Source organism: Pseudomonas sp. B23(2017) (assembly GCF_002113725.1).
Classification (GTDB): domain Bacteria; phylum Pseudomonadota; class Gammaproteobacteria; order Pseudomonadales; family Pseudomonadaceae; genus Aquipseudomonas; species Aquipseudomonas putida_Z.
On sequence record NZ_NEJM01000016.1, the window covers coordinates 58,763 to 79,049 of the forward strand.

Consider the following 20,287-nt stretch of genomic DNA (forward strand, 5'->3'; position numbering starts at 1 on the left):
TTGGCTATGACAAGAGCGGTTACAATTTCGCGGGTTGCTCTGATTTGGTGCAACTTGATGCTACAATTGCGCCATTCGCGTCACCTGAGTCCCGAGTCATGAGCGATCATTTCGCTACCAACCTCAAACTGGCCTGCAGCCACTACCGCTCTATCTCCGAAGTTTGCCGCCAGCTGTCGATCAACCGCGCGCAGTTCAACAAGTACCTGAGCGGGCAGAGCCGCCCGACGGCCTACAACCTCAAGCGCATCGGCGATTTCTTCGGGGTCGAAGATTACGAATTGCATTTGCCACCCGAGCAGTTCAGCCGCCTGATCGGTGCTCGCGTGTCGACCCCGGCCGAGCAGCCTGGCGACCCGATCAGTGATCTGTTCCGTCCGTTGCACGCCCATGCGGGGAACCTGTCGCGCTATTGCGGTTACTACCTGGAATATTCCAACTGCATGTCGGTTCCGGGCACGGTCCTGGTGTCATTGGTTCACCTGTGGGAGGAGCGCGGGCAGTTCCTTTTCGAACGCCAGGAACGCCAGGAGCGTTCCAGCGCCACCAACCCCCATGCCGAGGTGCGTTGTCGCTATCTGGGAGCGGCGTTCCAGTTGCAGGACCGGATGTTCCTGGTCGATTACGAGTCGCTGACGTTCAACGAGATGAGCCAGACTATCCTCATCCCCAGTTTCAAAAGCCGCATTACCCGCCTCAACGGCCTGAAGGCCGGCGTATCCAGCGGCGACCGGCGCAACCCGGCCTGCACTCGGGTTGTGTGGGACTACCTGGGAGAGGAGATCAATCGCATAAATGTCTACCGGCAGGTAAAACTGTACCAGCCGGATGATCCCCGCATAGATGACGATGTGCGTGAGCGCCTCAGCGTGGGGCCGTTGCGTAACAGTCTGTTCGAAATAGAGTGATGCTTTTTTCAGAGAACAAGTTGATGTAACCACTCGCCAACAGGGTTGCCTGGGTCGAGCAGCAACTTGATTGCCATGATGCAGCAAACACAGACCAGCAATGGCTTGATCAGCCGTGGGCCAAAGTGCACTGCGCAGCGTGCGCCCAATTGAGCCCCCACAAAAGCCGCGAACGCCATCGCCAGCGCCAGTGGCCAGATGATCGCCCCGCTGAGTGAAAAGACGGACAATGCGCCCAGGTTACAGGCAGCGTTCAAAAGCTTGCTGGTGCACACGGCTTGTATCAAGTGCTGGCCCAAGAGGATCACGCAGGCCAGCATGAAGAACGAGCCGACACCAGGGCCGAAGATACCGTCATAAAAGCCAATGATCGGTGCAACCGCCACGCAGAACAGGCTGGTCGATACCTTTGCCTTGCGCGCTTGTTCATTCGGCTTTGGGCTGAAGGCAAAGTAGGCGGCTATCAGAATCAGCAGTGGTGGGACGCACGCCTGCAGAACGCTTTTGGGCACGTAAGTTATCGACAAGGCACCCAACGCCCCTCCGATAAATGACATGACAGCCATTGGACTGCCTCGTCTCCAGTCGATCATGCCTTTGCGGGCAAAGGCGCACGTAGCCGAAACCGTAGCCGAAGCCGCCTGGAACTTGTTGGTGGCAATTGCCGCCAAGGGTTCGATACCGGCAATGAACAACACCGGCAGTGTGATCAGGCCACCACCACCGGCGATGGCATCGAAAAAGCCGGCCATCAGTGCCACCAGTGCGAGTGTCAGAACAAGCGTTACGTCGAATTCGATCATGGGGTGTTTTCCTGTGATCAGCCACGCACGAGCAGTGGGTCTTCAGCGAGCACCAACGGTACTGCGAAGGGGGAGTATCCGAATTGACGGATGAGCAGCCGCCGGTTGTCCTGGACCATGTCGCGGCCGTGCAAGGCTCGGCTGTTGTTGATCAACAGTGCGCTGTCAGGCTGCAGGACAAACGCTAGTGGTCGAGCGTTATCCAGTGCTTTCTGAAAGGCGTCGAAAGCGCGCGCCGCTGCGCTGCAGGCGCGTTCATTCAGGCTGAAGCGATAGCTGTTGTAACGAACAGAGAAACCACCATTGGGCTCGAATTGCAGCATTGAAACTGCTTTGCCTGCATTGCCTTGTCCGTGAGCGAAGCAGTCACTGCGGGTAAAGTCGAAGGACGTTGAAGTCAGCGCAAGTGTGTCCAGACTACCCAGGCGTTCGATGATTTCCCGGAGCGGGAAGACATTCGTAGGTTCATTGGCGGGGTTCCAGCGTGCAGTCAGAATCAGTGCAGAGGGAGCAGGGGAGTTGGCATTGGTGGAAATTGTCGAGCAGTTGTAGGGCGCTTCAGTGTGCGGCCCCAAGCGCAAGCCCGCATGCGAGCTGGTTTCAACTTCCAGGCAGGGATTTTCGTCGAGCCGCGGGATGCGGCCACCGCCCTTGAAGTTGCCGACCAGGCGAACCTGTTTACCATCGTTGTCTATATCGAAGGCGAAACTGCGGTAGCGCACGAGCTCCAGCAGCAGTTGATTGCGGGAGGCAAGGTATTGGCAGCGAGGGTTTTGCGCCAGGGCGGAAATGTCGGGCAGGTACTCTGGTATTGGCTCGTTGGCACAAGGCATCTGCCTGTACATCAAGGCAGATAGCTGGCCTTCACTGAAGCGTTGTAACAGTGCACGCTGTTCCTCACTCAAGGCTTGCTCGAGTTGATCGGCGAATACACGAGCCTGAAGTGCTACTCCTTTGGTCTCCGGGCCACCCAAGTCAGCAATGGTCTGGCTTGCAAAGGTTATGGCCTTGCTTTGCTCCGGGCTGAAATCCAGGTATGCAACTTCCGAACGAGGCATTGAACGTTCCCTGTACTTGTTTTTGTGAAGCTCCCCGGCTGGCAAGTGGGGGAGTCAACTATTCAATGCGGTTGTGCTGCGGCATGGAAGTCAGCTCGTTCCTGGTATGTCGTAGGAGATTTCTGCCTATGGTGGTATTGAACTGTGGAACTTTGGAATCAATACCGCCTGTGGCATCGAACGGGTCCGGTGTTGGACTTCCCGGGCAGGAAACCGCAAAATGGCCCCTTTCCTTCAACCAACCTCTCCGGATCTGCTGACTCTATGCGTATGCGCCTAATGCTGTTGGGTGGTGGCAATGCCCTCGGGCAAGCGCTGATTCGTCTTGGGGCCGAGGAGGACATCGCATTCCTGGCGCCGCGTCCGCCCGAGAACGGCTGGACGCCGGCCAGCCTCACCCAGCTGCTCGACGATCATCGTCCCGATGCCCTGGTCAACCTGGCCTATTACTTCGACTGGTTCCAGGCCGAGTCGGTCAGTGAGCAGCGCCTGGCCCAGCAGGAGCGGGCTGTGGAGCGGTTGGCGGAGCTGTGCCAGCACCACCAGATCACCTTGGTGCAGCCTTCCAGCTACCGCGTGTTCGATGGTTCGCGGGCCACGGCCTACAGCGAAAAGGACGAGCCGGTACCGCTGGGCCTGCGTGGCCAGGCCCTGTGGCGCATCGAGCAGAGCGTGCGCGCGGCTTGCCCGCAGCACGTGCTGTTGCGCTTTGGTTGGCTGCTCGACGAAAGCATCGACGGGGCGCTGGGGCGCTTCCTGACCCGCGCCGAGCAACCACAGGAACTGCTGCTGGCCGATGACCGGCGTGGCAACCCGACGCCGGTCGACGACGCCGCCCGGGTGATCCTTTCGGTGCTCAAGCAACTCGATTGCAGTGCGCCGCTGTGGGGCACCTACCATTACGCCGGCAACGAGGCGACCACGCCGCTGGCGCTGGGCCAGGCGATCCTTACCGAAGCAGGCCAGTACCGCCAGCTGGCCGTGCAGGCACCGACGCCGCAGGCCCATGCCGCACGGCCGGATGCCAGCGAAGAGCCGCAGCACGCGGTACTGGCCTGCAAGAAAATCCTTCATACCTTCGGCATCAAGCCGCGCGCCTGGCGCGCCGGCCTGCCGCCTCTACTGGACCGGTTCTACCGCCATGGCTGACGCCCCCATCCTGATCACCGGCGGTGCCGGCTTCATTGGCTCCCACCTGTGCGATGCGTTGTTGGACAAAGGCTACGCCGTACGCATTCTCGACGACTTTTCCACAGGCCAGCGGGGCAACCTGCAGGTCGGCCACCCACGCCTGGAACTGGTTGAAGGCGATGTTGCCGATGCCGGTCTGGTCACGCAGGTTGCGGCTGGCTGCAGTGCCGTGGTGCACCTGGCAGCGGTGGCCTCGGTACAGGCCTCGGTCGAGGACCCGGTGCGGACCCACCAGAGCAATTTCATCGGCACCCTCAACGTGTGCGAAGCCATGCGCGTGCATGGACTGCGCCGGGTGTTGTTCGCCTCCAGTGCGGCGGTGTATGGCAACAATGGTGAAGGTGAGTCGATTGCCGAAGACACCCCCAAGGCGCCGCTGACCCCGTATGCCGTGGACAAGCTGGCCAGTGAGCAGTACCTGGACTTCTACCGTCGTCAGCATGGCCTGGAGCCGGTGGTGTTCCGCTTCTTCAATATCTTCGGGCCGCGCCAGGACCCGTCCTCGCCGTATTCCGGGGTGATCAGCATTTTCTCCGAGCGCGCTGTGAAGGGTTTGCCGATTACGGTGTTCGGTGATGGCGAGCAGACCCGGGACTTTCTCTACGTGGGCGACCTGGTGCAGGTGATGGTGCAGGCGCTGGAGCAGCCGCAGGTCGAGGAGGGGGCGGTGAATATCGGTCTCAACCAGGCCACATCGCTCAACCAGTTGCTGGCAGCGCTTGAGAAGGTGGTGGGTAGCTTGCCGGCGGTCAGCTATGTGGCGGCACGTTCGGGTGACATTCGCCATTCGCGGGCGGATAACCAGCGCTTGTTGGCGCGGTTCGAGTTTCCGCAGGCGACGCCGATGGTCGAGGGCTTGTCGCGGCTTCTGGGCAAGGGCTGAATTGCTTGGGGGCGCTTTGCGCCCCTATCGCGACACAAGGCCGCTCCTACAGCGATCGCGCCAGGCCGAGGTTGCGCGGTCGCTGTAGGAGCGGCCTTGTGTCGCGATGGGCTGCGCAGCAGCCCCAGAATCACTCATGCCGCACCACTTTTCGCAGGCAATCCCCTGCCGCCAGCACCCGCCCGTCCCGGGCCCGCACTTGCAGCGTTTCCAGCGCCTGCCCCGTATCACCATCCACCAACTCCGAACGCACCTCACCCGCCTCGAACAGAAATCGCTCCCCCCACTGCCTCAAGCCAACCACCACCGGGAATACCGATCGCCCTTTCTCGGTCAGCACATACTCCTTGTAGGCACTGCCATCCGACGCCGGCTGCAGCGTCAGCAGCCCGCTCTCCACCAGCCACTTCAGCCGTGAGGCGAGGATGTTCTTCGCCAGCCCCAGGTTCTTCTGGAATTCACTGAAGCGCCGCAGGCCATCGAAGGCGTCGCGCAGGATCATCAGCGCCCAACGGTCTCCCAGCACCTCCAGGGCCCTGGCGACGGGGCATTGCGTATTGTTTTCATCGAGCATGGACAGGGCCTTTCTTGATCATCTGGTTGCAGATTAAAACCACATTTGCTAAATAGCCAGCATGTGGTTTCAATTCGAAACCAGATTGACGAGGCCAGCCCGATGAACCCTGCACTGACACTGACACGCTGGATAACCCTGCTGCTGGCCATCACCAGCGCCATGGCCGTGGCGACTGTGTATTTCGCCCAGCCTCTGCTCGAGTCGATGGCCGCTGACCTGGGCGTGGCGCAGCAGCAGATCGGTTGGGTAGTAGGCGCGACCCAGGCGGGCTATGCACTGGGGTTGTTGCTGATCGTGCCGCTGGGTGACCTGATCGACCGCAAGCGCCTGTTGCTCGGGCAGTTGCTGTTCTCGGCCCTGGCGCTGGTTGGGGTAGGCATGGCACCCAACTGGGCGCTATTGCTGCTGGCCCTGGCCATCACCGGGCTGATGGCGGTCATGGTGCAGGTGATGGTGGCGCATGCAGCGAGCCTTGCCGCCCCCGGCCAGCAAGGGCAGGCCGTGGGCACCGTCACCAGCGGCATAGTGCTGGGCATTCTGCTGGCACGGCTGGTCTCGGGCGGGCTTGCCGACCTGGCTGGCTGGCGCAGCGTGTACCTGATTGCCGCAGGGCTGTTGATGCTGCTGGCCCTGGTGCTGTGGCGCAGCCTGCCCGCGGGGCAACCGGTGTCGCTGCGGTCTGGCTACCGGGCGCTGATCGTTGCCCAGTTCAGGCTGTACCGGCACGACCGGCTGCTGCGTCAGCGCGGGCTGTTCGGCGTGTTGATCTTCGCTGCGTTCAGCGTGCTCTGGAGTGCCATGGTCATGCCTCTGAGTGCCGAGCCACTGGCGCTGAGCCATACCGAGGTCGGTCTGTTCGGCCTGGCGGGTGTTGCCGGCACATTGGCGGCAGCGCGCGCCGGTCGCCTGGCCGACCAGGGGCTGGGGGAGCGCACCACCGGTCTGGCGCTGGTTCTGCTGGTGCTGTCATGGCTGCCCACGGCCTTCGTCGGGCATTCACTGATGGTCTTCGGGTTGGGTGTGCTGATGCTGGACTTTGCCGTGCAGGCGGTGCATGTCACCAACCAGAGCCTGCTGCTGGCCGGGCGTGGTGCAATGGCCAGCCGGTTGATCGGCGCCTACATGTGCTGCTATTCGCTTGGCAGTGGAGTGGGGGCAGTGCTGGCGAGCTGGGTGTATGCCCATTGGGGTTGGGCAGCGGTGTGTGGGCTTGGGATGGGCATCAGCGCGGTGGCGCTGGGGTACTGGCTATGGCTGCAACGCGCTAGGGCGGCCGAAGCCGCCCTGCAGTGTTCAGGTCAGAACTTGTAGCCAAGGCCGACCATGTACACCCACGGGTCGACATCGACGTCGACCTTGGTCTTGCTGTAGCCCAGTGCGCTCGGGCCGTTGACGCTGGCCTTGGTGTCGATGTCGACGTACCAGACCGATGCGTTGACCAGCAAGTTGTCGGTGATCATGTAGTCCATGCCCAGCTGACCGGCGATGCCGACCGAGTCTTGCAGCTTCAGGTTGCTGAAGCCCTGCTGCTTGCGTGCACTACTGAGGTCTTCGTCGAAGAACAGGGTGTAGTTGATGCCGACGCCGGCATACGGCTGGAACTTGGAAGTCGGTTCCATCGGGTAGTACTGCAACGACAGGGTCGGTGGCAGCTGCTTGATGTCGGCGAGCTTGCCGTCCAGGCCGCCGCCCAGGCCTTTGACGCCGACGGTGTGCTTGAACGGGGTGGCAGCCAGCAGCTCGAGGCCGATGTGGTCGGTGAGCATATAGGCGAAGGTCAGGCCCAGTTGGGTGTCGCTGTCCAGAGTCGCCTTGGTGCCCGAGACTTTGTTGCCGTCGAATTTCAGGTCGCCGCTGCTTTCGTTGGGAGCTGTGGTAATGGCACCTGCGCGGACGATGATATCGCCTGCCTGGTGGGCGTGGGCGACAGGGGCAGCGAGCGCCAGGGCCGCGAGGGCGGCGCTGAGCAAGGACTTGTTCATGGAAGCTCCCAGAGGACGTGAGTAATCGAGTAGTCCAATGGTACGGATGCCGTTAAACAGAAAGTTTGACCCAGCTCAAAGAAGCGTCGTCACGAATTCGAAACAGTTCTCATCTCAGCTCATAAGCGTATATTTTCTCGGCTTCCATCTGGTAGCCGGCATCGGCCAGTTCGCTGCTGGAGGCTCTAACCTGCAGCTTTCCCTCGATCCAGTAGGGCTGGTAGAGGTCTTCTACGCGCACGCCCATTTCGCTGAAAATGTGCACGATCTGGTTCGAGGGTGGTGGTGGCACGTGGATGCACGCGCCGTAATAGGGGACCAGCAGGAATTCGGTGGTGCGGCCTTCTTCGCTCACCTCCAGCGGCACGATGTAGCCGGGCAGTTTGATCTGCTGGCCGTCGAGGCTTTTTACCACCGGGGCGTCGGGTGCCTGCTGGCGCGCCGGTGGGGCGGACTCGGCGGACAGGGCATTGCTGAGCTGCGACATGTCGTGCAGCGGCGCGAGTTGGGGCGGGATGACCGGGGCGCCTTCGGGGATGAGGGCGGGCCAGTCAAGTTCGCGGGGTTCCGAGGCCCAGGTGGGCGATGCCAGTGAAAGCAGCATGACCAGGAGTAGTTGTACTGCCTGTACTGGCCTCTTCGCGGGTGAACCCGCTCCCACAGGTCCTGCACAGGCTTTGAAGCTTGTGGTGGACCTTGTGGGAGCGGGTTCACCCGCGAAGAAGGCAGTGAGGTATTGGATCATTGCACGCCCTCAGAGGTGAATGGACAAGCCATCGGCCAACGACTGCCGATAGGCCCGCCACGCCGGCACGCTGCCCATCAACAGCGCAGCTCCCAGGATGATAGCCAGCAACGTCCATTCATGAGCGCTCGGCATGGCCAGCGGCAAATACAAACCATAGTTGGCTTGCACATACCCCTGTGCCAGGGCGATTCCCGCATACAGCAAGCCAAGCCCGACAGCGATCCCGACCGCCGCCAGCGACAGTGCCTCCAGCACCAGCAGCCCTGCGATATGCCACGGCCTGGCGCCAACCGAGCGCAATATCGCCATCTCCCTGCGGCGTTCGTTGAGGCTTGTGAGAATCGCCGTAAGCATGCCGATCAGGCCGGTCAGCACCACGAACAGCGACACCACGAACAACGCCTGCTCCGCGGTGCCCATCAGGCTCCACAGCTCCTGCAGGGCTACCCCGGGCAGGATCGCCAGCAACGGCTCGCTGCGGTATTCATTGATCTCCCGCTGCAGGCTGAATGTCGCGATCTTGCTGTTCAGGCCGAGCATGAACGCAGTGATGGCGGCAGGCTGCAGGTCCATGGTCCGTGCCTGCTCGGCGCTGATACGCCCGGCGCCACGGGCCGGCACACCGTTGTGCCAGTCGATGTGGATGGCTTCCATGCCGCCCAGGCTGATATGCAGCGTGCGGTCGACCGGCGTACCGGTGCGCTTGAGCACACCGACCACGGTGAATGGCTTGTCGTCGTGCTTGACCAGGCTGATTGCGGCCACGCCGTGGGCAAGCACCAGCTTGTCGCCCAGTTTGTAGTGCAATGCCTCGGCCACTTCGGCACCCAGCACCACCTCGAACGGATCATCGGCAAACGCGCGGCCCTGGCTCAATTCCAGGTGCTGGCGGCGGCCGTACTGGTAATGGCTGAAGTAGTCGCCGGTAGTGCCCATCACTCGATAACCACGGTGCGAGTCGCCCAGCGAGATGGGGATGGCCCATTTCACCCGCGGGTCCTTGGCGTAGTGCTCATAACTGTCCCAACGGATGTTGTTGGTGGCGTTGCCGATGCGGAACACCGAGTACAGCAGCAGGTTCACCGAGCCGGAGCGGGCGCCGACAATCAGGTCGGTACCGCTGATGGTGCTGGCGAAGCTGGCCCGGGCCTCGGTACGGACCCGTTCCACGGCCAGCAGCAGGCACACCGACAGGGCGATGGCGAAGGCGGTGAGGAATGCGGTGAAGCGGCGGTTGGCCAGGCTGGCCAGGGCAAGGCGGAGCAGGTACATCAGGCCTCCCGGGGCTTGGCGGCACGGTTGAGTTCGGCCAGCGACAGGTGGCGGTCGAACAGCGGCGCCAGGCTCTGGTCGTGGCTGACGAACAGCAGGCTGGCACCGGCGGCGCGGCATTCATCGAACAACAGGCGGATGAACGCTTCGCGGGTGTCGGCATCCAGCGCCGAGGTCGGTTCGTCGGCGATCACCAGTTCGGGTTGGCCGATCAGTGCGCGGGCGGCAGCGACCCGTTGCTGCTGGCCGATCGACAGGCTGTCGGCGCGGCGGGCGAGCAGGGCGGGGTCGTCCAGGCCCAGGTGGGCCAGCAAGGTGCTGGCTGCCTGGTCGACACTGCCATGGCGCTGCTCGGCGCGGGCCTTGCGGCTGCGCGAGAAGCGGCAGGGCAGCTCGACGTTTTCGCGTACCGAGAGGAACGGCAGCAGGTTGAACTGCTGGAAGATATAACCGGTGTGGTCGACCCGGAAGCGGTCACGGGCGCCTTGGCCCAGGCGGCCGAGGTCCTGGCCGAGCAACTGGATGCGGCCCTGGCCCGGTACGTTCACCCCGCCCAGCAGGCCCAGCAATGTGGTCTTGCCACTGCCGCTGGGGCCCTTGAGAAACAGGGCCTCGCCAGCCTCCAGGCGGAATGCCGGAATATCCAGCAGCGCCGGCTGGCCGGGCCAGGCGAACACCAGGTCATGCAGTTCGATCAACGGCTGGCGCATTCAGAACGCGACCGCGGCCTTGGCCGGTGTGGTTTCCACGCCTTTCTGGCCATTGGGGCCGATCAGTTGAACGTTGATCTTCTGGGTGGCCGGGAAGGCCTTGAACAGCGGAGCGAGGTCCAACTGCGTCAGTTTGTCGGGGTTGGCGCAGGTCAGTTGGTAATGGGCGCCGATGTCGCTGTGCTGGTGCTGGTGCTGGTGCTGGTGCTGGTGCTGGTGCTGGTGCTCGTGCTCGTCCCCATCGTCGTCGGCTTTCGGGGCATCACCGAACAGCGGGCTTTCGAGTTCCTGCTGGTCTTCCTTGCAGCCAGCGGCAGCGGGCAGGCCGAACAGCTTCAGTGGCTGCTCCAGCTGCTGGCGCACCGCCGCGACCTTGGCCTTGTCGGCGTCGCTGTTGGCGGCGTGTTCGAAGCCGACCAGGTTCATTGCCGGGCTGTCCAGCTCCAGCTCCAGGGTGTTGCCATCGAGCACGGCGTTGAGCTTGGCCACGCCATGCTCGTGGGCGCCGAGGGTGCCGTGGGCGTGGTCGTGATCATGGTCATCATCGTGGGCATGGGCCACGGCCAGGGGCAGCAGGGCGAAGGGCAGGGCGAGCAACAGGCGACGCATGGACGACTCCGGAGCGGGCGGGAAGATTGGGTTATGTTATAACAACTTTTCGGCGTGCTGCCAGCCTGCGTGGCGCAGGTTTCATGTTGGGGTAGGATGGTGGCATTGACTTGGGTTCAGGGAATGCAGCATGAGAATTCGTGGACAGATTGGTGACTGGCCTGTGGATCTGACCATCGAGCTGGCGCCTGAAGAGTGGGCGCAACTGGGGCGGCAGATCGAATTGCCCGCGGTGCCGCAGAATGCAGCAACGGAAATCGTGGCGACAACTCGTCAGGATGACGGGCAATGGACTGCGGCACGTGAGGTGTTGCGCCTGGCAGGGCAGATGAGCGGGCCGGAATTGCTGGATCGGCTGGAAGGGCTGGCGGGGAGTACGGCGGCGGGTAAACGGCTGCTGGTGCGCTTGCGGCATAGCAGTGAAGTTAAGGTGGAAAGTGGCGTGGACGCGCCGGTGTATCACTGGGTGGGGTGAAGTTGCCTGTGCTGGCCCTATCGCCGGCAAGCCAGCTCCCACAGGGACTGCACATGGCTTGAAACCAATGCGGTCGAGGTGGGAGCTGGCTTGCCGGCGATAGGGCCGGTACAGGTCAGAACATCGCCGCCGACAACTTGCGACGATACACGCCGACCAGCGGGTGATCACCGCCCAGCAGCTCGAACACCTGCAGCAACGCCTTCTGCGGCAGCCCGTTCTCATAGCCACGGTTACGCTGGAACAGCTTCAGCAACCCTTCCAGCGCCGCTTCATACTGCTGGCGCGCCAGTTGCTGGATGCTCAACTGATAGGCCGCCTCGTCATCCTGAGGGTTCTGTGCCAGGCGGCTTTTCAGGTCGGCCACTTCCGGCAGGTTGGCAGCCTGGCGCAGGAAGGTCAGCTGGGCCTTGGCGCCGGCCAGCGCGGCCTTGTGCTCGTCGGTCTTGACCGCATCCAGCACCACCTGGGCTTCACCCAGCTCCCCGCGCTCGGCCAGGCAACGGGCATACAGGATCAGCGCCTCGGCATTGCTGTTGTCCTCACCCAGCAGTGCCTGCAACAGTGCTTCGGCCTCGGCAAAACGGCTTTCGGCAAACAGCCCCTTGGCCTGCTCCAGCGGCGATGCGCTGGGTGCGGCGGGCAGTTGCACATGTGGTTCGAGCATGGCGCGGATCGCCGATTCTGGCTGTGCACCGGCAAAGCCGTCCACCGGCTGGCCGTCCTTGAACAGCACCACGGTCGGCAGGCTGCGGATGCCGAACTGGGCAACCACCTGTTGCTCCACATCACAGTTGATCTTGGCCAGCAGCAGCTCGCCCTGGTAACCCTCGGCGATCTTCGCCAGCAGTGGCATCAGTGCCTTGCACGGTGCGCACCACTCGGCCCAGAAGTCCACCAGCACCGGTTTGTGGAAGGAGTTCTCGATAACCAGTTGCTGGAAGGTGGCATCGGTAGCGTCGAAAATGTAAGGCGTGTCTTGGGTCATCGCGACTCTCGCAAACTCGTGGATAACACCACTATAAGGTGTCGCGGCTGGCGTGGTACAGGCTGACCCGGCGGAATTCGTGCGGTTCGGCCAGGTCCGGCAGGGTCAGCGCTTCCAGCACGCCCAGCTGCTGGTACAGCGGGTGGCTGAAGTCGCGTACCCGCGAGTCGGCCACCAGCGCCTGGCGGCCGCGGCCGAGGAAGGCATCCAGCAGCGGCAGGTTGGCGCGGTCGTACAGCACGTCGGCAACCAGGATCAGATCGAAGCGGTCGTCTTCGGCGAAGAAATCGCTGCTGTAACCCAGTTCCACCCCGTTCAGCGCGGCATTCGCGCGGCAGGCATCGAGTGCCAGCGGGTCGAGGTCGCAGGCCACCACTTCCAGCGCACCGGCGCGGGCGGCGGCAATACCGGCGATACCGGAGCCGGCGCCAAAGTCCAGCACGCGCTTGCCGGCTACCCATTCCGGGTGCTCGGCCAGGTAACGGGCCATGGCCAGGCCGCTGGCCCAGCAGAAGCTCCAGTAGGGCGGTTCTTCAAGAATGCGCCGGGTCTCTTCGCTGCTGAAGGCGCGGTCCATGTTCTGGTCGTCGATCAGCCACAGTTTGAGGTCGCAGCCGGGCAGTTCGCTGACCACAAGACGCGCTTCGCCGATCAGGCCGCTGAGGGCCTGTTGCAGGGGCTGGTGTAGGGAGACTGGCGCCACTTACGGCGCCTTCTCGAAACGCAGCGGGCCGATGGCCTGGGTCTGGGCCTGGGTAATGCGCACCGGCGGCAGGTGCAGGATCAGCTGGCCAGAGCTGCTGGCGCGGCCGCGCAGCTCGACCCGGGCACCGGCGGGGAAGGCCTCGGGGTTGAAGCGCAGTTGGTAGGGCAGGGCCTGGCCGGTGCCAGTCAGGTTGCTGCTGGCCAGCAGGCGTTGTGGGCGGTCGCGTTCGTCGATGACCAGCAAGGCCAGCTCCACGTCGGCACCGGCCGGGATTGCCAGCAAGGTGCCGCTCAGCTCGCGCTGGTAGGCCGGCAGCGGGCCCAGCACTGCGGCCGGCTTGGCCGTGCGGGCTGGCGTGGGTGCCGGAGGGGTGTCGGGCTTCGGCCTGTCGCTGCCGCAGGCGGCGAGCAGGGCGGCGCAGCACAGCACGACGAGCGCTCGGTAGTGCATGGGGTAGTCCTTCACGGGCAGATTTCCCATGGATGTTAACCCCTTTGGCTTGTCTTGCCAGTGGGATGCGCTACCATGGCCCTCCCTTTTTTTGTTGCCTGCCACCATGCACTGTCCCTTTTGCGGTGCCAACGACACCAAGGTCATCGACTCTCGCCTCGTCGCCGAGGGCGAGCAGGTGCGCCGCCGCCGTGAATGCGTCGCCTGCGGCGAGCGCTTCACTACCTTCGAAACCGCCGAGCTGGTGCTGCCCCGGCTGATCAAGCAGGACGGCACGCGCCAACCCTTCGACGAAGAAAAACTGCGCGCTGGCATGCAGCGGGCTCTGGAAAAGCGCCCGGTCAGCGTCGAGCGCCTGGAAGCTGCGCTGGCGCATATCAAGAGCCGCCTGCGTGCCACCGGCGAGCGTGAAGTCAAATCGCTGGTGGTGGGTGAGATGGTCATGGCCGAGCTGCGCAAGCTCGACGAAGTGGCCTATATCCGTTTTGCCTCGGTTTACCGCCGCTTCCAGGACCTCGACGAGTTCCGCGAAGAAATCGACCGCCTGGCTCGCGAGCCGGCTAAAGAGTGACCATGCCCAGCCAAGCTGCCATCCTCGACGCCCACTACATGGCCCGCGCGCTGGAGTTGGCGCGCAAGGGCCTGTACACCACCCACCCGAACCCGCGCGTAGGCTGCGTGATCGTGCGCGATGGCGAGGTGGTTGGCGAAGGTTGGCATGTGCGCGCCGGCGAGCCGCATGCCGAAGTGCATGCCCTGCGCCAGGCCGGTGAGCGTGCCCGTGGCGCCTGTGCCTATGTCACCCTCGAGCCGTGCAGCCACCATGGCCGCACGCCGCCGTGCGCCGAAGCGCTGGTCAAGGCCGGGGTAGCACGGGTGGTAGCCGCCATGCAGGACCCCAACCCGCAAGTGGCGGGGCAGGGCCTGCGGCGCCTGGCCGAGGCCGGTATCGAAGTGGCCAGCGGCGTGCTCGAGGCCGAGGCCCGCGCACTCAACCCCGGTTTCCTCAAACGCATGGAGCACGGCCTGCCGTTCGTTCGCGCCAAGCTGGCCATGAGCCTGGATGGCCGCACCGCCATGGCCAGTGGCGAAAGCCAGTGGATCACCGGCCCGGCCGCCCGCTCGGCGGTGCAGCGCCTGCGCGCCCGCTCCAGCGTGGTGCTGACCAGCGCCGCCAGCGTGTTGGCCGATAACGCGCGGATGACCGTGCGCGGCGCCGAGCTGGGCCTGGATGCCGAAACCACCGCCCTGGCACTCAGCCGCACACCGCTGCGCGTGCTGGTCGATGGCCGCCTGCGCCTGCCGCTGGATGCACCGTTCTTCCAGGCTGGTCCGGCACTGGTGGTGACCGCTGTCGCAGATGACCCGCGCTATGCCGCTGCCGGCCACGAACTGCTCAGCCTGCCGGGAGACAATGGCCAGGTAGGCCTGCCGGCGCTGCTGCAGGCCCTGGCAACCCGTGGCGTCAACGAAATCCTGCTGGAAGCCGGTGCCGGCCTGGTCGGCGCCTTCGCCCGGCAAGGCCTGATCGACGAGTATCAGTTGTTCGTCGCCGGCACTTTCCTCGGTTCCCAGGCCCGCCCGCTGCTGGACTGGCCACTGGACAAGATGAGCGAAGCGCCGCGGCTGAAAATTACCGAAATGCGCGCAGTGGGCGATGACTGGCGGGTCACGGCCATCCCCCTGCCGGCGCCCGGCGTATAATGCCAGGCTTGCCCCGCGCAAACCGTTTTTGAGGAAGACCCCATGTTCACCGGCATCATCGAATCCATCGGCACCATCCGCAGCCTGACCCCCAAGGGTGGCGACGTGCGCGTCTACGTCGAAACCGGCAAGCTCGACCTGGGTGACGTCAAGCTCGGCGACAGCATCGCCGTCAACGGCGTGTGCCTGACCGCCGTCGAACTGCCGGGTGACGGCTTCTGGGCCGACGTCAGCGTCGAAACCCTCAAGCGCACCGCCTTCATCGACCTCAAGAGCGGCAGCAAGGTCAACCTGGAAAAAGCCCTGACCCCCACCACCCGGCTGGGCGGGCACCTGGTCAGCGGCCACGTCGACGGGGTCGGCGAAATCATCTCGCGCAGCGATAACGCCCGCGCCATCCAGTTCCGCGTGCGTGCACCGAAGGAACTGGCCAAGTACATCGCCCACAAGGGTTCGATCACCGTCGACGGCACCAGCCTGACGGTCAACGAGGTCAATGGCGCCGAGTTCGAGCTGACCATTGTCCCGCACACCCTGTCCGAAACCATCATGGCCGACTACCGTGCAGGGCGTCGGGTAAACCTTGAGGTCGACCTGCTGGCCCGTTACCTGGAGCGTCTGCTGCTGGGTGACAAGGCCGCCGAACCGAGCAAGGGCAGTGGCATTACCGAAAGCTTCCTGGCCGCCAACGGCTTCTTGAAATCCTGATTGAGAAGGGGGTGCCGCGTGGCGCTCAACAGCATCGAAGAACTGGTCGAAGACATCCGCCAGGGCAAAATGGTCATCCTCATGGATGACGAAGACCGCGAAAACGAGGGCGACATCATCATGGCAGCCGAGTGCTGCCTGCCCGAGCACATCAACTTCATGGCCAAGCACGCCCGTGGCCTGATCTGCATGCCGATGACCCGCGAGCGTTGCGAAACGCTGAAGCTGCCGCTGATGGCGCCGCGCAACGGCTCGGGCTTCGGCACCAAGTTCACCGTGTCGATCGAAGCCGCCGAAGGTGTCACCACCGGCATCTCCGCCGCTGACCGTGCACGCACCGTGCAGGCGGCCGCTGCCAAGGACGCCAAGGCCGAAGACATCGTCAGCCCTGGCCACATCTTCCCGCTGATGGCCCAGCCTGGCGGTACCCTGGCCCGTGCCGGCCACACCGAGGCCGCGTGCGACCTGGCGCGCATGGCCGGTTTCGAGCCGAGCGGCGTGATCTGCGAAGTGATGAACGACGACGGCACCATGTCGCGCCGCGCCGAACTGGAAGTGTTCGCCGCCGAGCACGGCCTGAAGATCGGCACCATCGCCGACCTGATCCACTACCGCATGATCCACGAGCGCACCGTGCAGCGCGTCTCCGAGCAACCGGTGGAGAGCGAGCTGGGCGAGTTCAACCTGGTCACCTACCGCGACGCGGTGGAAGGCGACGTGCACATGGCCCTGACCCTGGGCAAGATCTGCGCCGAAGAGCCGACCCTGGTGCGCGTGCACAACATGGACCCGCTGCGCGACCTGCTGCTGGTCAAGCAACCGGGCCGCTGGAGCCTGCGCGCCGCCATGGCCGCCGTGGCCGAGGCCGGCAGCGGCGTGGTATTGCTGCTGGGCCACCCGCTGGACGGCGACGTGCTGCTGGCGCACATCCGCGAAAGCGCGGGCGATGCACCCGCCAAGGCACCGACCACCTACAGCACCGTGGGTGCCGGTTCGCAGATCCTGCGTGACCTCGGTGTGCGCAAGATGCGCCTGATGAGTTCGCCGATGAAGTTCAACGCGATATCCGGATTCGATCTGGAAGTTGTAGAATACGTGCCCTCCGAGTGACTTGAGGCGGCAGTGACGCCCTCCAGCTCGAGTCCATACCCCTGTCGAGGCCGCCAGCATGCGGCCTCGCTCTTGAAGATGAGAATATCGGAATGACCCTGAAGACCATCGAAGGTACCTTCATCGCCCCCAAAGGTCGCTATGCTTTGGTGGTTGGCCGCTTCAACAGCTTCGTCGTCGAAAGCCTGGTAAGCGGTGCCGTTGACGCCCTGGTACGCCACGGTGTCAGCGAAAGCGACATCACCATCATCCGTGCCCCGGGTGCATTCGAAATCCCGCTGGTGGCACAGAAGGTCGCCCAGCAAGGCGCCTACGACGCGATCATCGCCCTGGGCGCCGTGATCCGTGGTGGTACCCCGCACTTCGAATACGTGGCGGGCGAATGCACCAAGGGCCTGGCCCAGGTGTCCATGGAGTTCGGTGTTCCGGTGGCCTTCGGCGTACTGACCGTCGACTCCATCGAACAGGCCATCGAGCGTTCCGGCACCAAGGCCGGCAACAAAGGTGCTGAAGCTGCCCTGTCCGCTCTGGAAATGGTCAGCCTGCTGGCGCAGTTGGAGGCCAAGTGATTAGCGACGAAAGCGATCGTTTCAACCCGCGCGATCCAAAACCTGCGGATGCCGGCAAGCCATCGAAGAGCGCCAAGCGCCGCGAAGCCCGCAAGCTCGCGACCCAGGCACTGTACCAGTGGCACATGGCGCAGCATTCGCTTAACGAGATCGAAGCGCAGTTCCGGGTCGATAACGATTTCACCGATGTCGACGGTGCCTATTTCCGCGAGATCCTGCATGGGGTCCCGGCAATCAAGGGCGAAATCGACAAAGCGTTGGTGCCGTGCATGACCATCGCACTGGAAGAGCTCGACCCGGTCGAGCTGGCCGTGCTGCGCCTGTCCACCTGGGAACTGATCAAGCGCGTTGACGTGCCGTACCGCGTAGTGATCAACGAAGGCGTGGAACTGGCCAAGGTCTTCGGCGCCACCGACGGCCACAAGTTCGTCAACGGCGTGCTGGACAAGCTCGCCCCGGCCCTGCGCGAAGCAGAAGTCAAGGCGAACAAGCGCTGATCCTGGCGCTTGCGGACCATGGGTGAGTTCGAGCTGATCAGCCATTACTTCGCCGCCGCGCCCTGTGCGCAAGGCGGTGAAGGCGTGGCCCTGGGCATCGGTGACGACTGCGCCCTGCTGAGCCTTCCCGCCGGCGAGCAACTGGCGGTGTCTACCGACACCCTGGTTGCCGGGGTGCATTTTCCGGCGGTGTGCGACCCCTGGTTGCTCGGCCAGCGCTCGCTGGCCGTGGCGGCCAGCGACCTGGCTGCCATGGGCGCCACCCCCATCGGTTTTACCCTCGCCCTGACCTTGCCCGAGGTCAGCGCCGACTGGCTGCAGGCCTATGCCAGCGGCCTCAACCGCATGGCCGGCCACTGCCAGCTGAGCCTGATCGGTGGCGATACCACCCGTGGCCCCCTGAGTATCACCATGACCGTGTTCGGCCGGGTTCCGGCGGGGCAGGCGTTGCGCCGGGACGGCGCTCGCCCGGGCGACCTGCTGTGCGTTGGTGGCGAGTTGGGCAACGCGGCAGGGGCCTTGCCGCTGGTGCTGGGTCAGCGCCAGGCTGATACCGCGCTGGCGCAACCGTTGCTCGACCATTACTGGTCGCCATCGCCACAGTTCGCCCTGGGCCGACTGCTGCGCGGGCGTGCCACCTCGGCGCTGGATATTTCCGACGGCTTGCTGGCCGACTGCGGGCATATCGCCAAGGCCTCCCGTGTGGCGCTCGAGGTGAACCTGGAGCAGGTACCGGTGTCAGCCGCTCTGCAGGGGTTCCTCGGTGCCGAGGCCGCCGTGCAGGCGGCGCTGACCGGTGGCGACGACTATGTGCTGGCGTTCACCTTGCCGCCAGCCGAGCTTTCATCCCTGCAGGCACAACGCCTGGCTGCGTTCCATGTCATCGGGCGAGTGCTCGAAGGGCAGGGTGTCAGTCTGCGCGACCAGCAGGGCCAGGACATCACCCCGCGGCAACGCGGCTATCAACACTTTAGGGAGACACCGTGACCGACCACCCCCACCAGGTGCCTGCGGAGTTCGTTCCGCCTTCGGTCTGGCGCAACCCGTGGCACTTCATCGCCTTCGGTTTCGGTTCCGGCACCTTGCCCAAGGCGCCGGGCACCTGGGGCTCGCTGGTGGCCATACCGTTCATCCCGCTGTGGCAGATGCTGCCGGACTGGGGCTACTGGCTGTTGCTGGGCGTGAGCATGCTGTTCGGCTTCTGGCTCTGCGGCAAGGTCGCCAATGACCTGCGCGTGCACGACCATGAAGGTATTGTCTGGGACGAGATCGTCGGCATGTGGATAACCCTCTGGCTGGTGCCGGAAGGCTGGCAGTGGCTGCTGGCGGGGTTCCTGATGTTCCGCTTCTTCGACATCCTCAAGCCGTGGCCGATCCGCTGGGTCGACCGCCATGTGCATGGGGGTGTCGGGATCATGCTCGACGATATCCTGGCCGGCGTGTTTGCCTGGCTGGGGATGCAGGTTCTGGTGTGGGCGGTTGCCTGATACAGGGAGCGTGTGAATGGCCATGAGGACGGTGCTGCTGGCAATGCTGCTGAGCCTTGCCCCGTGGGCGGCGGCTGCCGAAAGTGTGCCGAAGCAGATCCACCTGGTCAGCGAAGAGTGGCTCGACTACACCAACGCCGACGGTACCGGGGTGGCCTGGGACGTGCTGCGCAAGGTATTCGAGCCGGCGGGGGTCAAGGTGGTGACCCAGAGCGCGCCTTACAGCCGTGCGATCGGGCTGGTCAAGCGTGGCGAGGCTGACGCCTGGGTAGGCTCGTACAAGGACGAGAACGACGACAATCTTTACCCGCGCTGGCACTTCGACATGGACCACATCTACGCCCTGGGGCTGGTCAGCAAGCCTGTGCCTACCCAGCAGACCATAGGCCATTACCGCCTGGCCTGGGTGCGAGGCTACGACTTCGGCAGCTACCTGCCCAATGTGCATGACTTTCGCGAAGTCCAGCGCCGCGAAGGTATTTTGCCGATGCTCGAGCATGACCGCGTGGACTACTACATCGATGCGCTGACCGAGATCGACTACGTGCTCGGCCAGACCTCCCAACCCGAGCGCTTCCGCCGCACCCATGTGGCCGAGCTGCCGCTGTACCTGGCCTTTGCCCGCAACGACCAGGCCAACGCCCTGCGCGACCTGTTCGACAAGCGCATGGCCGAGCTGGTGCGCAGTGGCGAGCTGAAGCCGATCTTCGAGCACTGGCAACAGCCGTATCCGTTCAGCCCGAATAGCAAACCGCATTGAGGCGCAGAGCACCAAGGCCTGTGCGGTCCCTGTGGGAGCGGGTTTACCCGCGAACACCGGCGAAGCCGGTGCCAGGCACCGCGTTACCTTCT

General features: G+C 64.0%; 25 protein-coding genes. 14 read left to right on the forward strand and 11 right to left on the reverse strand.

The annotated features are described in order from the left end of the window. Nucleotides 1-98 precede the first annotated feature (98 nt). Nucleotides 99-908, forward strand: coding sequence for a helix-turn-helix transcriptional regulator (locus CAG46_RS22440; protein WP_025337507.1), 810 nt, complete (start codon nucleotides 99-101; stop codon nucleotides 906-908). A gap of 8 nt (nucleotides 909-916) precedes the next feature. Here CAG46_RS22440 and CAG46_RS22445 read toward each other — a convergent pair whose 3' ends face one another. Continuing rightward, a complete protein-coding gene (locus tag CAG46_RS22445; RefSeq protein WP_085617784.1) occupies nucleotides 917-1,711 on the reverse strand; it encodes a TSUP family transporter in 795 nt (264 codons plus the stop codon). Nucleotides 1,712-1,728: 17 nt separating this feature from the next. Next, nucleotides 1,729-2,769 (reverse strand): TauD/TfdA family dioxygenase, encoded by a 1,041-nt coding sequence (locus tag CAG46_RS22450; RefSeq protein WP_085617786.1) that lies wholly within the window; start codon nucleotides 2,767-2,769, stop codon nucleotides 1,729-1,731. 264 nt (nucleotides 2,770-3,033) lie between these two features. On the opposite strand from CAG46_RS22450, the gene CAG46_RS22455 reads away from it, so the two are divergent. Both CAG46_RS22455 and CAG46_RS22460 read left to right on the forward strand, forming a co-directional pair. Continuing rightward, nucleotides 3,034-3,918: a sugar nucleotide-binding protein gene (locus CAG46_RS22455; protein ID WP_038407862.1), complete on the forward strand. Its 885-nt coding sequence runs from the start codon at nucleotides 3,034-3,036 to the stop codon at nucleotides 3,916-3,918. Continuing rightward, nucleotides 3,911-4,843, forward strand: a complete 933-nt coding sequence (locus CAG46_RS22460; RefSeq protein ID WP_025337510.1) for an NAD-dependent epimerase/dehydratase family protein — start codon at nucleotides 3,911-3,913, stop codon at nucleotides 4,841-4,843. The genes CAG46_RS22455 and CAG46_RS22460 overlap by 8 nt, the downstream gene beginning before the upstream one ends. A 130-nt stretch (nucleotides 4,844-4,973) precedes the next feature. Here the strand turns inward: CAG46_RS22460 and CAG46_RS22465 are convergent, their stop codons facing one another. Continuing rightward, nucleotides 4,974-5,417, reverse strand: a complete 444-nt coding sequence (locus tag CAG46_RS22465; RefSeq protein WP_085617788.1) for a helix-turn-helix domain-containing protein — start codon at nucleotides 5,415-5,417, stop codon at nucleotides 4,974-4,976. 102 nt (nucleotides 5,418-5,519) lie between these two features. Between CAG46_RS22465 and CAG46_RS22470 the strand changes: the two genes are divergently transcribed. After that, on the forward strand, nucleotides 5,520-6,731 hold the full coding sequence (locus tag CAG46_RS22470; protein WP_085617790.1) for an MFS transporter: 1,212 nt from the start codon (nucleotides 5,520-5,522) through the stop codon (nucleotides 6,729-6,731). Here the strand turns inward: CAG46_RS22470 and CAG46_RS22475 are convergent. The 5 genes from CAG46_RS22475 to CAG46_RS22495 all read right to left on the reverse strand — a co-directional run bounded on the left by CAG46_RS22475 (nucleotide 6,719) and on the right by CAG46_RS22495 (nucleotide 10,741). Further along, entirely contained in the window at nucleotides 6,719-7,402 is a 684-nt protein-coding gene (locus tag CAG46_RS22475; protein WP_046615944.1) for an OmpW family protein, read from the reverse strand. The genes CAG46_RS22470 and CAG46_RS22475 overlap by 13 nt on opposite strands. Nucleotides 7,403-7,511: 109 nt before the next feature. Next, complete coding sequence (locus CAG46_RS22480; protein ID WP_075044449.1) at nucleotides 7,512-8,006, reverse strand: DUF3299 domain-containing protein; 495 nt, start codon at nucleotides 8,004-8,006, stop codon at nucleotides 7,512-7,514. A gap of 150 nt (nucleotides 8,007-8,156) precedes the next feature. Beyond that, nucleotides 8,157-9,422, reverse strand: a complete 1,266-nt coding sequence (locus tag CAG46_RS22485; protein ID WP_085617792.1) for an ABC transporter permease — start codon at nucleotides 9,420-9,422, stop codon at nucleotides 8,157-8,159. Beyond that, nucleotides 9,422-10,132 (reverse strand): ABC transporter ATP-binding protein, encoded by a 711-nt coding sequence (locus CAG46_RS22490; protein ID WP_025337516.1) that lies wholly within the window; start codon nucleotides 10,130-10,132, stop codon nucleotides 9,422-9,424. Before CAG46_RS22490 ends, CAG46_RS22485 begins: the two co-directional genes overlap by 1 nt. Then, nucleotides 10,133-10,741: a DUF2796 domain-containing protein gene (locus CAG46_RS22495; RefSeq protein WP_085617794.1), complete on the reverse strand. Its 609-nt coding sequence runs from the start codon at nucleotides 10,739-10,741 to the stop codon at nucleotides 10,133-10,135. It abuts the gene before it with no gap. Between the two features lie 130 nt (nucleotides 10,742-10,871). Between CAG46_RS22495 and CAG46_RS22500 the strand changes: the two genes are divergently transcribed. Continuing rightward, nucleotides 10,872-11,216: a hypothetical protein gene (locus tag CAG46_RS22500; protein ID WP_085617796.1), complete on the forward strand. Its 345-nt coding sequence runs from the start codon at nucleotides 10,872-10,874 to the stop codon at nucleotides 11,214-11,216. Nucleotides 11,217-11,331: 115 nt separating this feature from the next. Here CAG46_RS22500 and trxA read toward each other — a convergent pair whose 3' ends face one another. The 3 genes from trxA to CAG46_RS22515 are packed head-to-tail and all read right to left on the reverse strand — an operon-like array spanning nucleotide 11,332 to nucleotide 13,360. Continuing rightward, on the reverse strand, nucleotides 11,332-12,204 hold the full coding sequence (trxA, locus tag CAG46_RS22505) for a thioredoxin (RefSeq protein WP_085617798.1): 873 nt from the start codon (nucleotides 12,202-12,204) through the stop codon (nucleotides 11,332-11,334). Nucleotides 12,205-12,235: 31 nt separating this feature from the next. After that, nucleotides 12,236-12,907, reverse strand: a complete 672-nt coding sequence (locus tag CAG46_RS22510) for a methyltransferase (RefSeq protein ID WP_085617800.1) — start codon at nucleotides 12,905-12,907, stop codon at nucleotides 12,236-12,238. Beyond that, the gene (locus CAG46_RS22515; RefSeq protein ID WP_085617802.1) at nucleotides 12,908-13,360 is read right to left on the reverse strand and encodes a YbaY family lipoprotein; all 453 of its coding nucleotides are present in this window, start codon (nucleotides 13,358-13,360) and stop codon (nucleotides 12,908-12,910) included. It abuts the gene before it with no gap. A 106-nt stretch (nucleotides 13,361-13,466) separates the two neighbouring features. Between CAG46_RS22515 and nrdR the strand changes: the two genes are divergently transcribed. From nrdR to CAG46_RS22560, 9 genes are all read left to right on the forward strand, one after another. Further along, nucleotides 13,467-13,931 carry a transcriptional regulator NrdR gene (nrdR, locus tag CAG46_RS22520; protein ID WP_003255402.1) on the forward strand — a complete coding sequence of 155 codons (465 nt, stop codon included), beginning with the start codon at nucleotides 13,467-13,469 and terminating at the stop codon, nucleotides 13,929-13,931. Nucleotides 13,932-13,933: 2 nt separating this feature from the next. Beyond that, nucleotides 13,934-15,064, forward strand: coding sequence for a bifunctional diaminohydroxyphosphoribosylaminopyrimidine deaminase/5-amino-6-(5-phosphoribosylamino)uracil reductase RibD (gene ribD, locus CAG46_RS22525; protein ID WP_085617804.1), 1,131 nt, complete (start codon nucleotides 13,934-13,936; stop codon nucleotides 15,062-15,064). 42 nt (nucleotides 15,065-15,106) lie between these two features. Continuing rightward, nucleotides 15,107-15,772: a riboflavin synthase gene (locus tag CAG46_RS22530; protein WP_003255399.1), complete on the forward strand. Its 666-nt coding sequence runs from the start codon at nucleotides 15,107-15,109 to the stop codon at nucleotides 15,770-15,772. An 18-nt stretch (nucleotides 15,773-15,790) separates the two neighbouring features. After that, nucleotides 15,791-16,882 (forward strand): bifunctional 3,4-dihydroxy-2-butanone-4-phosphate synthase/GTP cyclohydrolase II, encoded by a 1,092-nt coding sequence (gene ribBA / locus CAG46_RS22535; RefSeq protein ID WP_016484697.1) that lies wholly within the window; start codon nucleotides 15,791-15,793, stop codon nucleotides 16,880-16,882. A 92-nt stretch (nucleotides 16,883-16,974) separates the two neighbouring features. Next, a complete protein-coding gene (ribE, locus tag CAG46_RS22540; protein WP_003255395.1) occupies nucleotides 16,975-17,451 on the forward strand; it encodes a 6,7-dimethyl-8-ribityllumazine synthase in 477 nt (158 codons plus the stop codon). Further along, a complete protein-coding gene (nusB, locus tag CAG46_RS22545; protein WP_003255393.1) occupies nucleotides 17,448-17,948 on the forward strand; it encodes a transcription antitermination factor NusB in 501 nt (166 codons plus the stop codon). Before ribE ends, nusB begins: the two co-directional genes overlap by 4 nt. Before the next feature lie 18 nt (nucleotides 17,949-17,966). Beyond that, nucleotides 17,967-18,935, forward strand: coding sequence for a thiamine-phosphate kinase (gene thiL / locus CAG46_RS22550; protein ID WP_085617806.1), 969 nt, complete (start codon nucleotides 17,967-17,969; stop codon nucleotides 18,933-18,935). Continuing rightward, the gene (locus CAG46_RS22555; protein ID WP_085617808.1) at nucleotides 18,932-19,435 is read left to right on the forward strand and encodes a phosphatidylglycerophosphatase A; all 504 of its coding nucleotides are present in this window, start codon (nucleotides 18,932-18,934) and stop codon (nucleotides 19,433-19,435) included. The genes thiL and CAG46_RS22555 overlap by 4 nt, the downstream gene beginning before the upstream one ends. 16 nt (nucleotides 19,436-19,451) lie before the next feature. Then, the gene (locus CAG46_RS22560; RefSeq protein WP_085617810.1) at nucleotides 19,452-20,195 is read left to right on the forward strand and encodes an ABC transporter substrate-binding protein; all 744 of its coding nucleotides are present in this window, start codon (nucleotides 19,452-19,454) and stop codon (nucleotides 20,193-20,195) included. Nucleotides 20,196-20,287 lie beyond the last annotated feature (92 nt).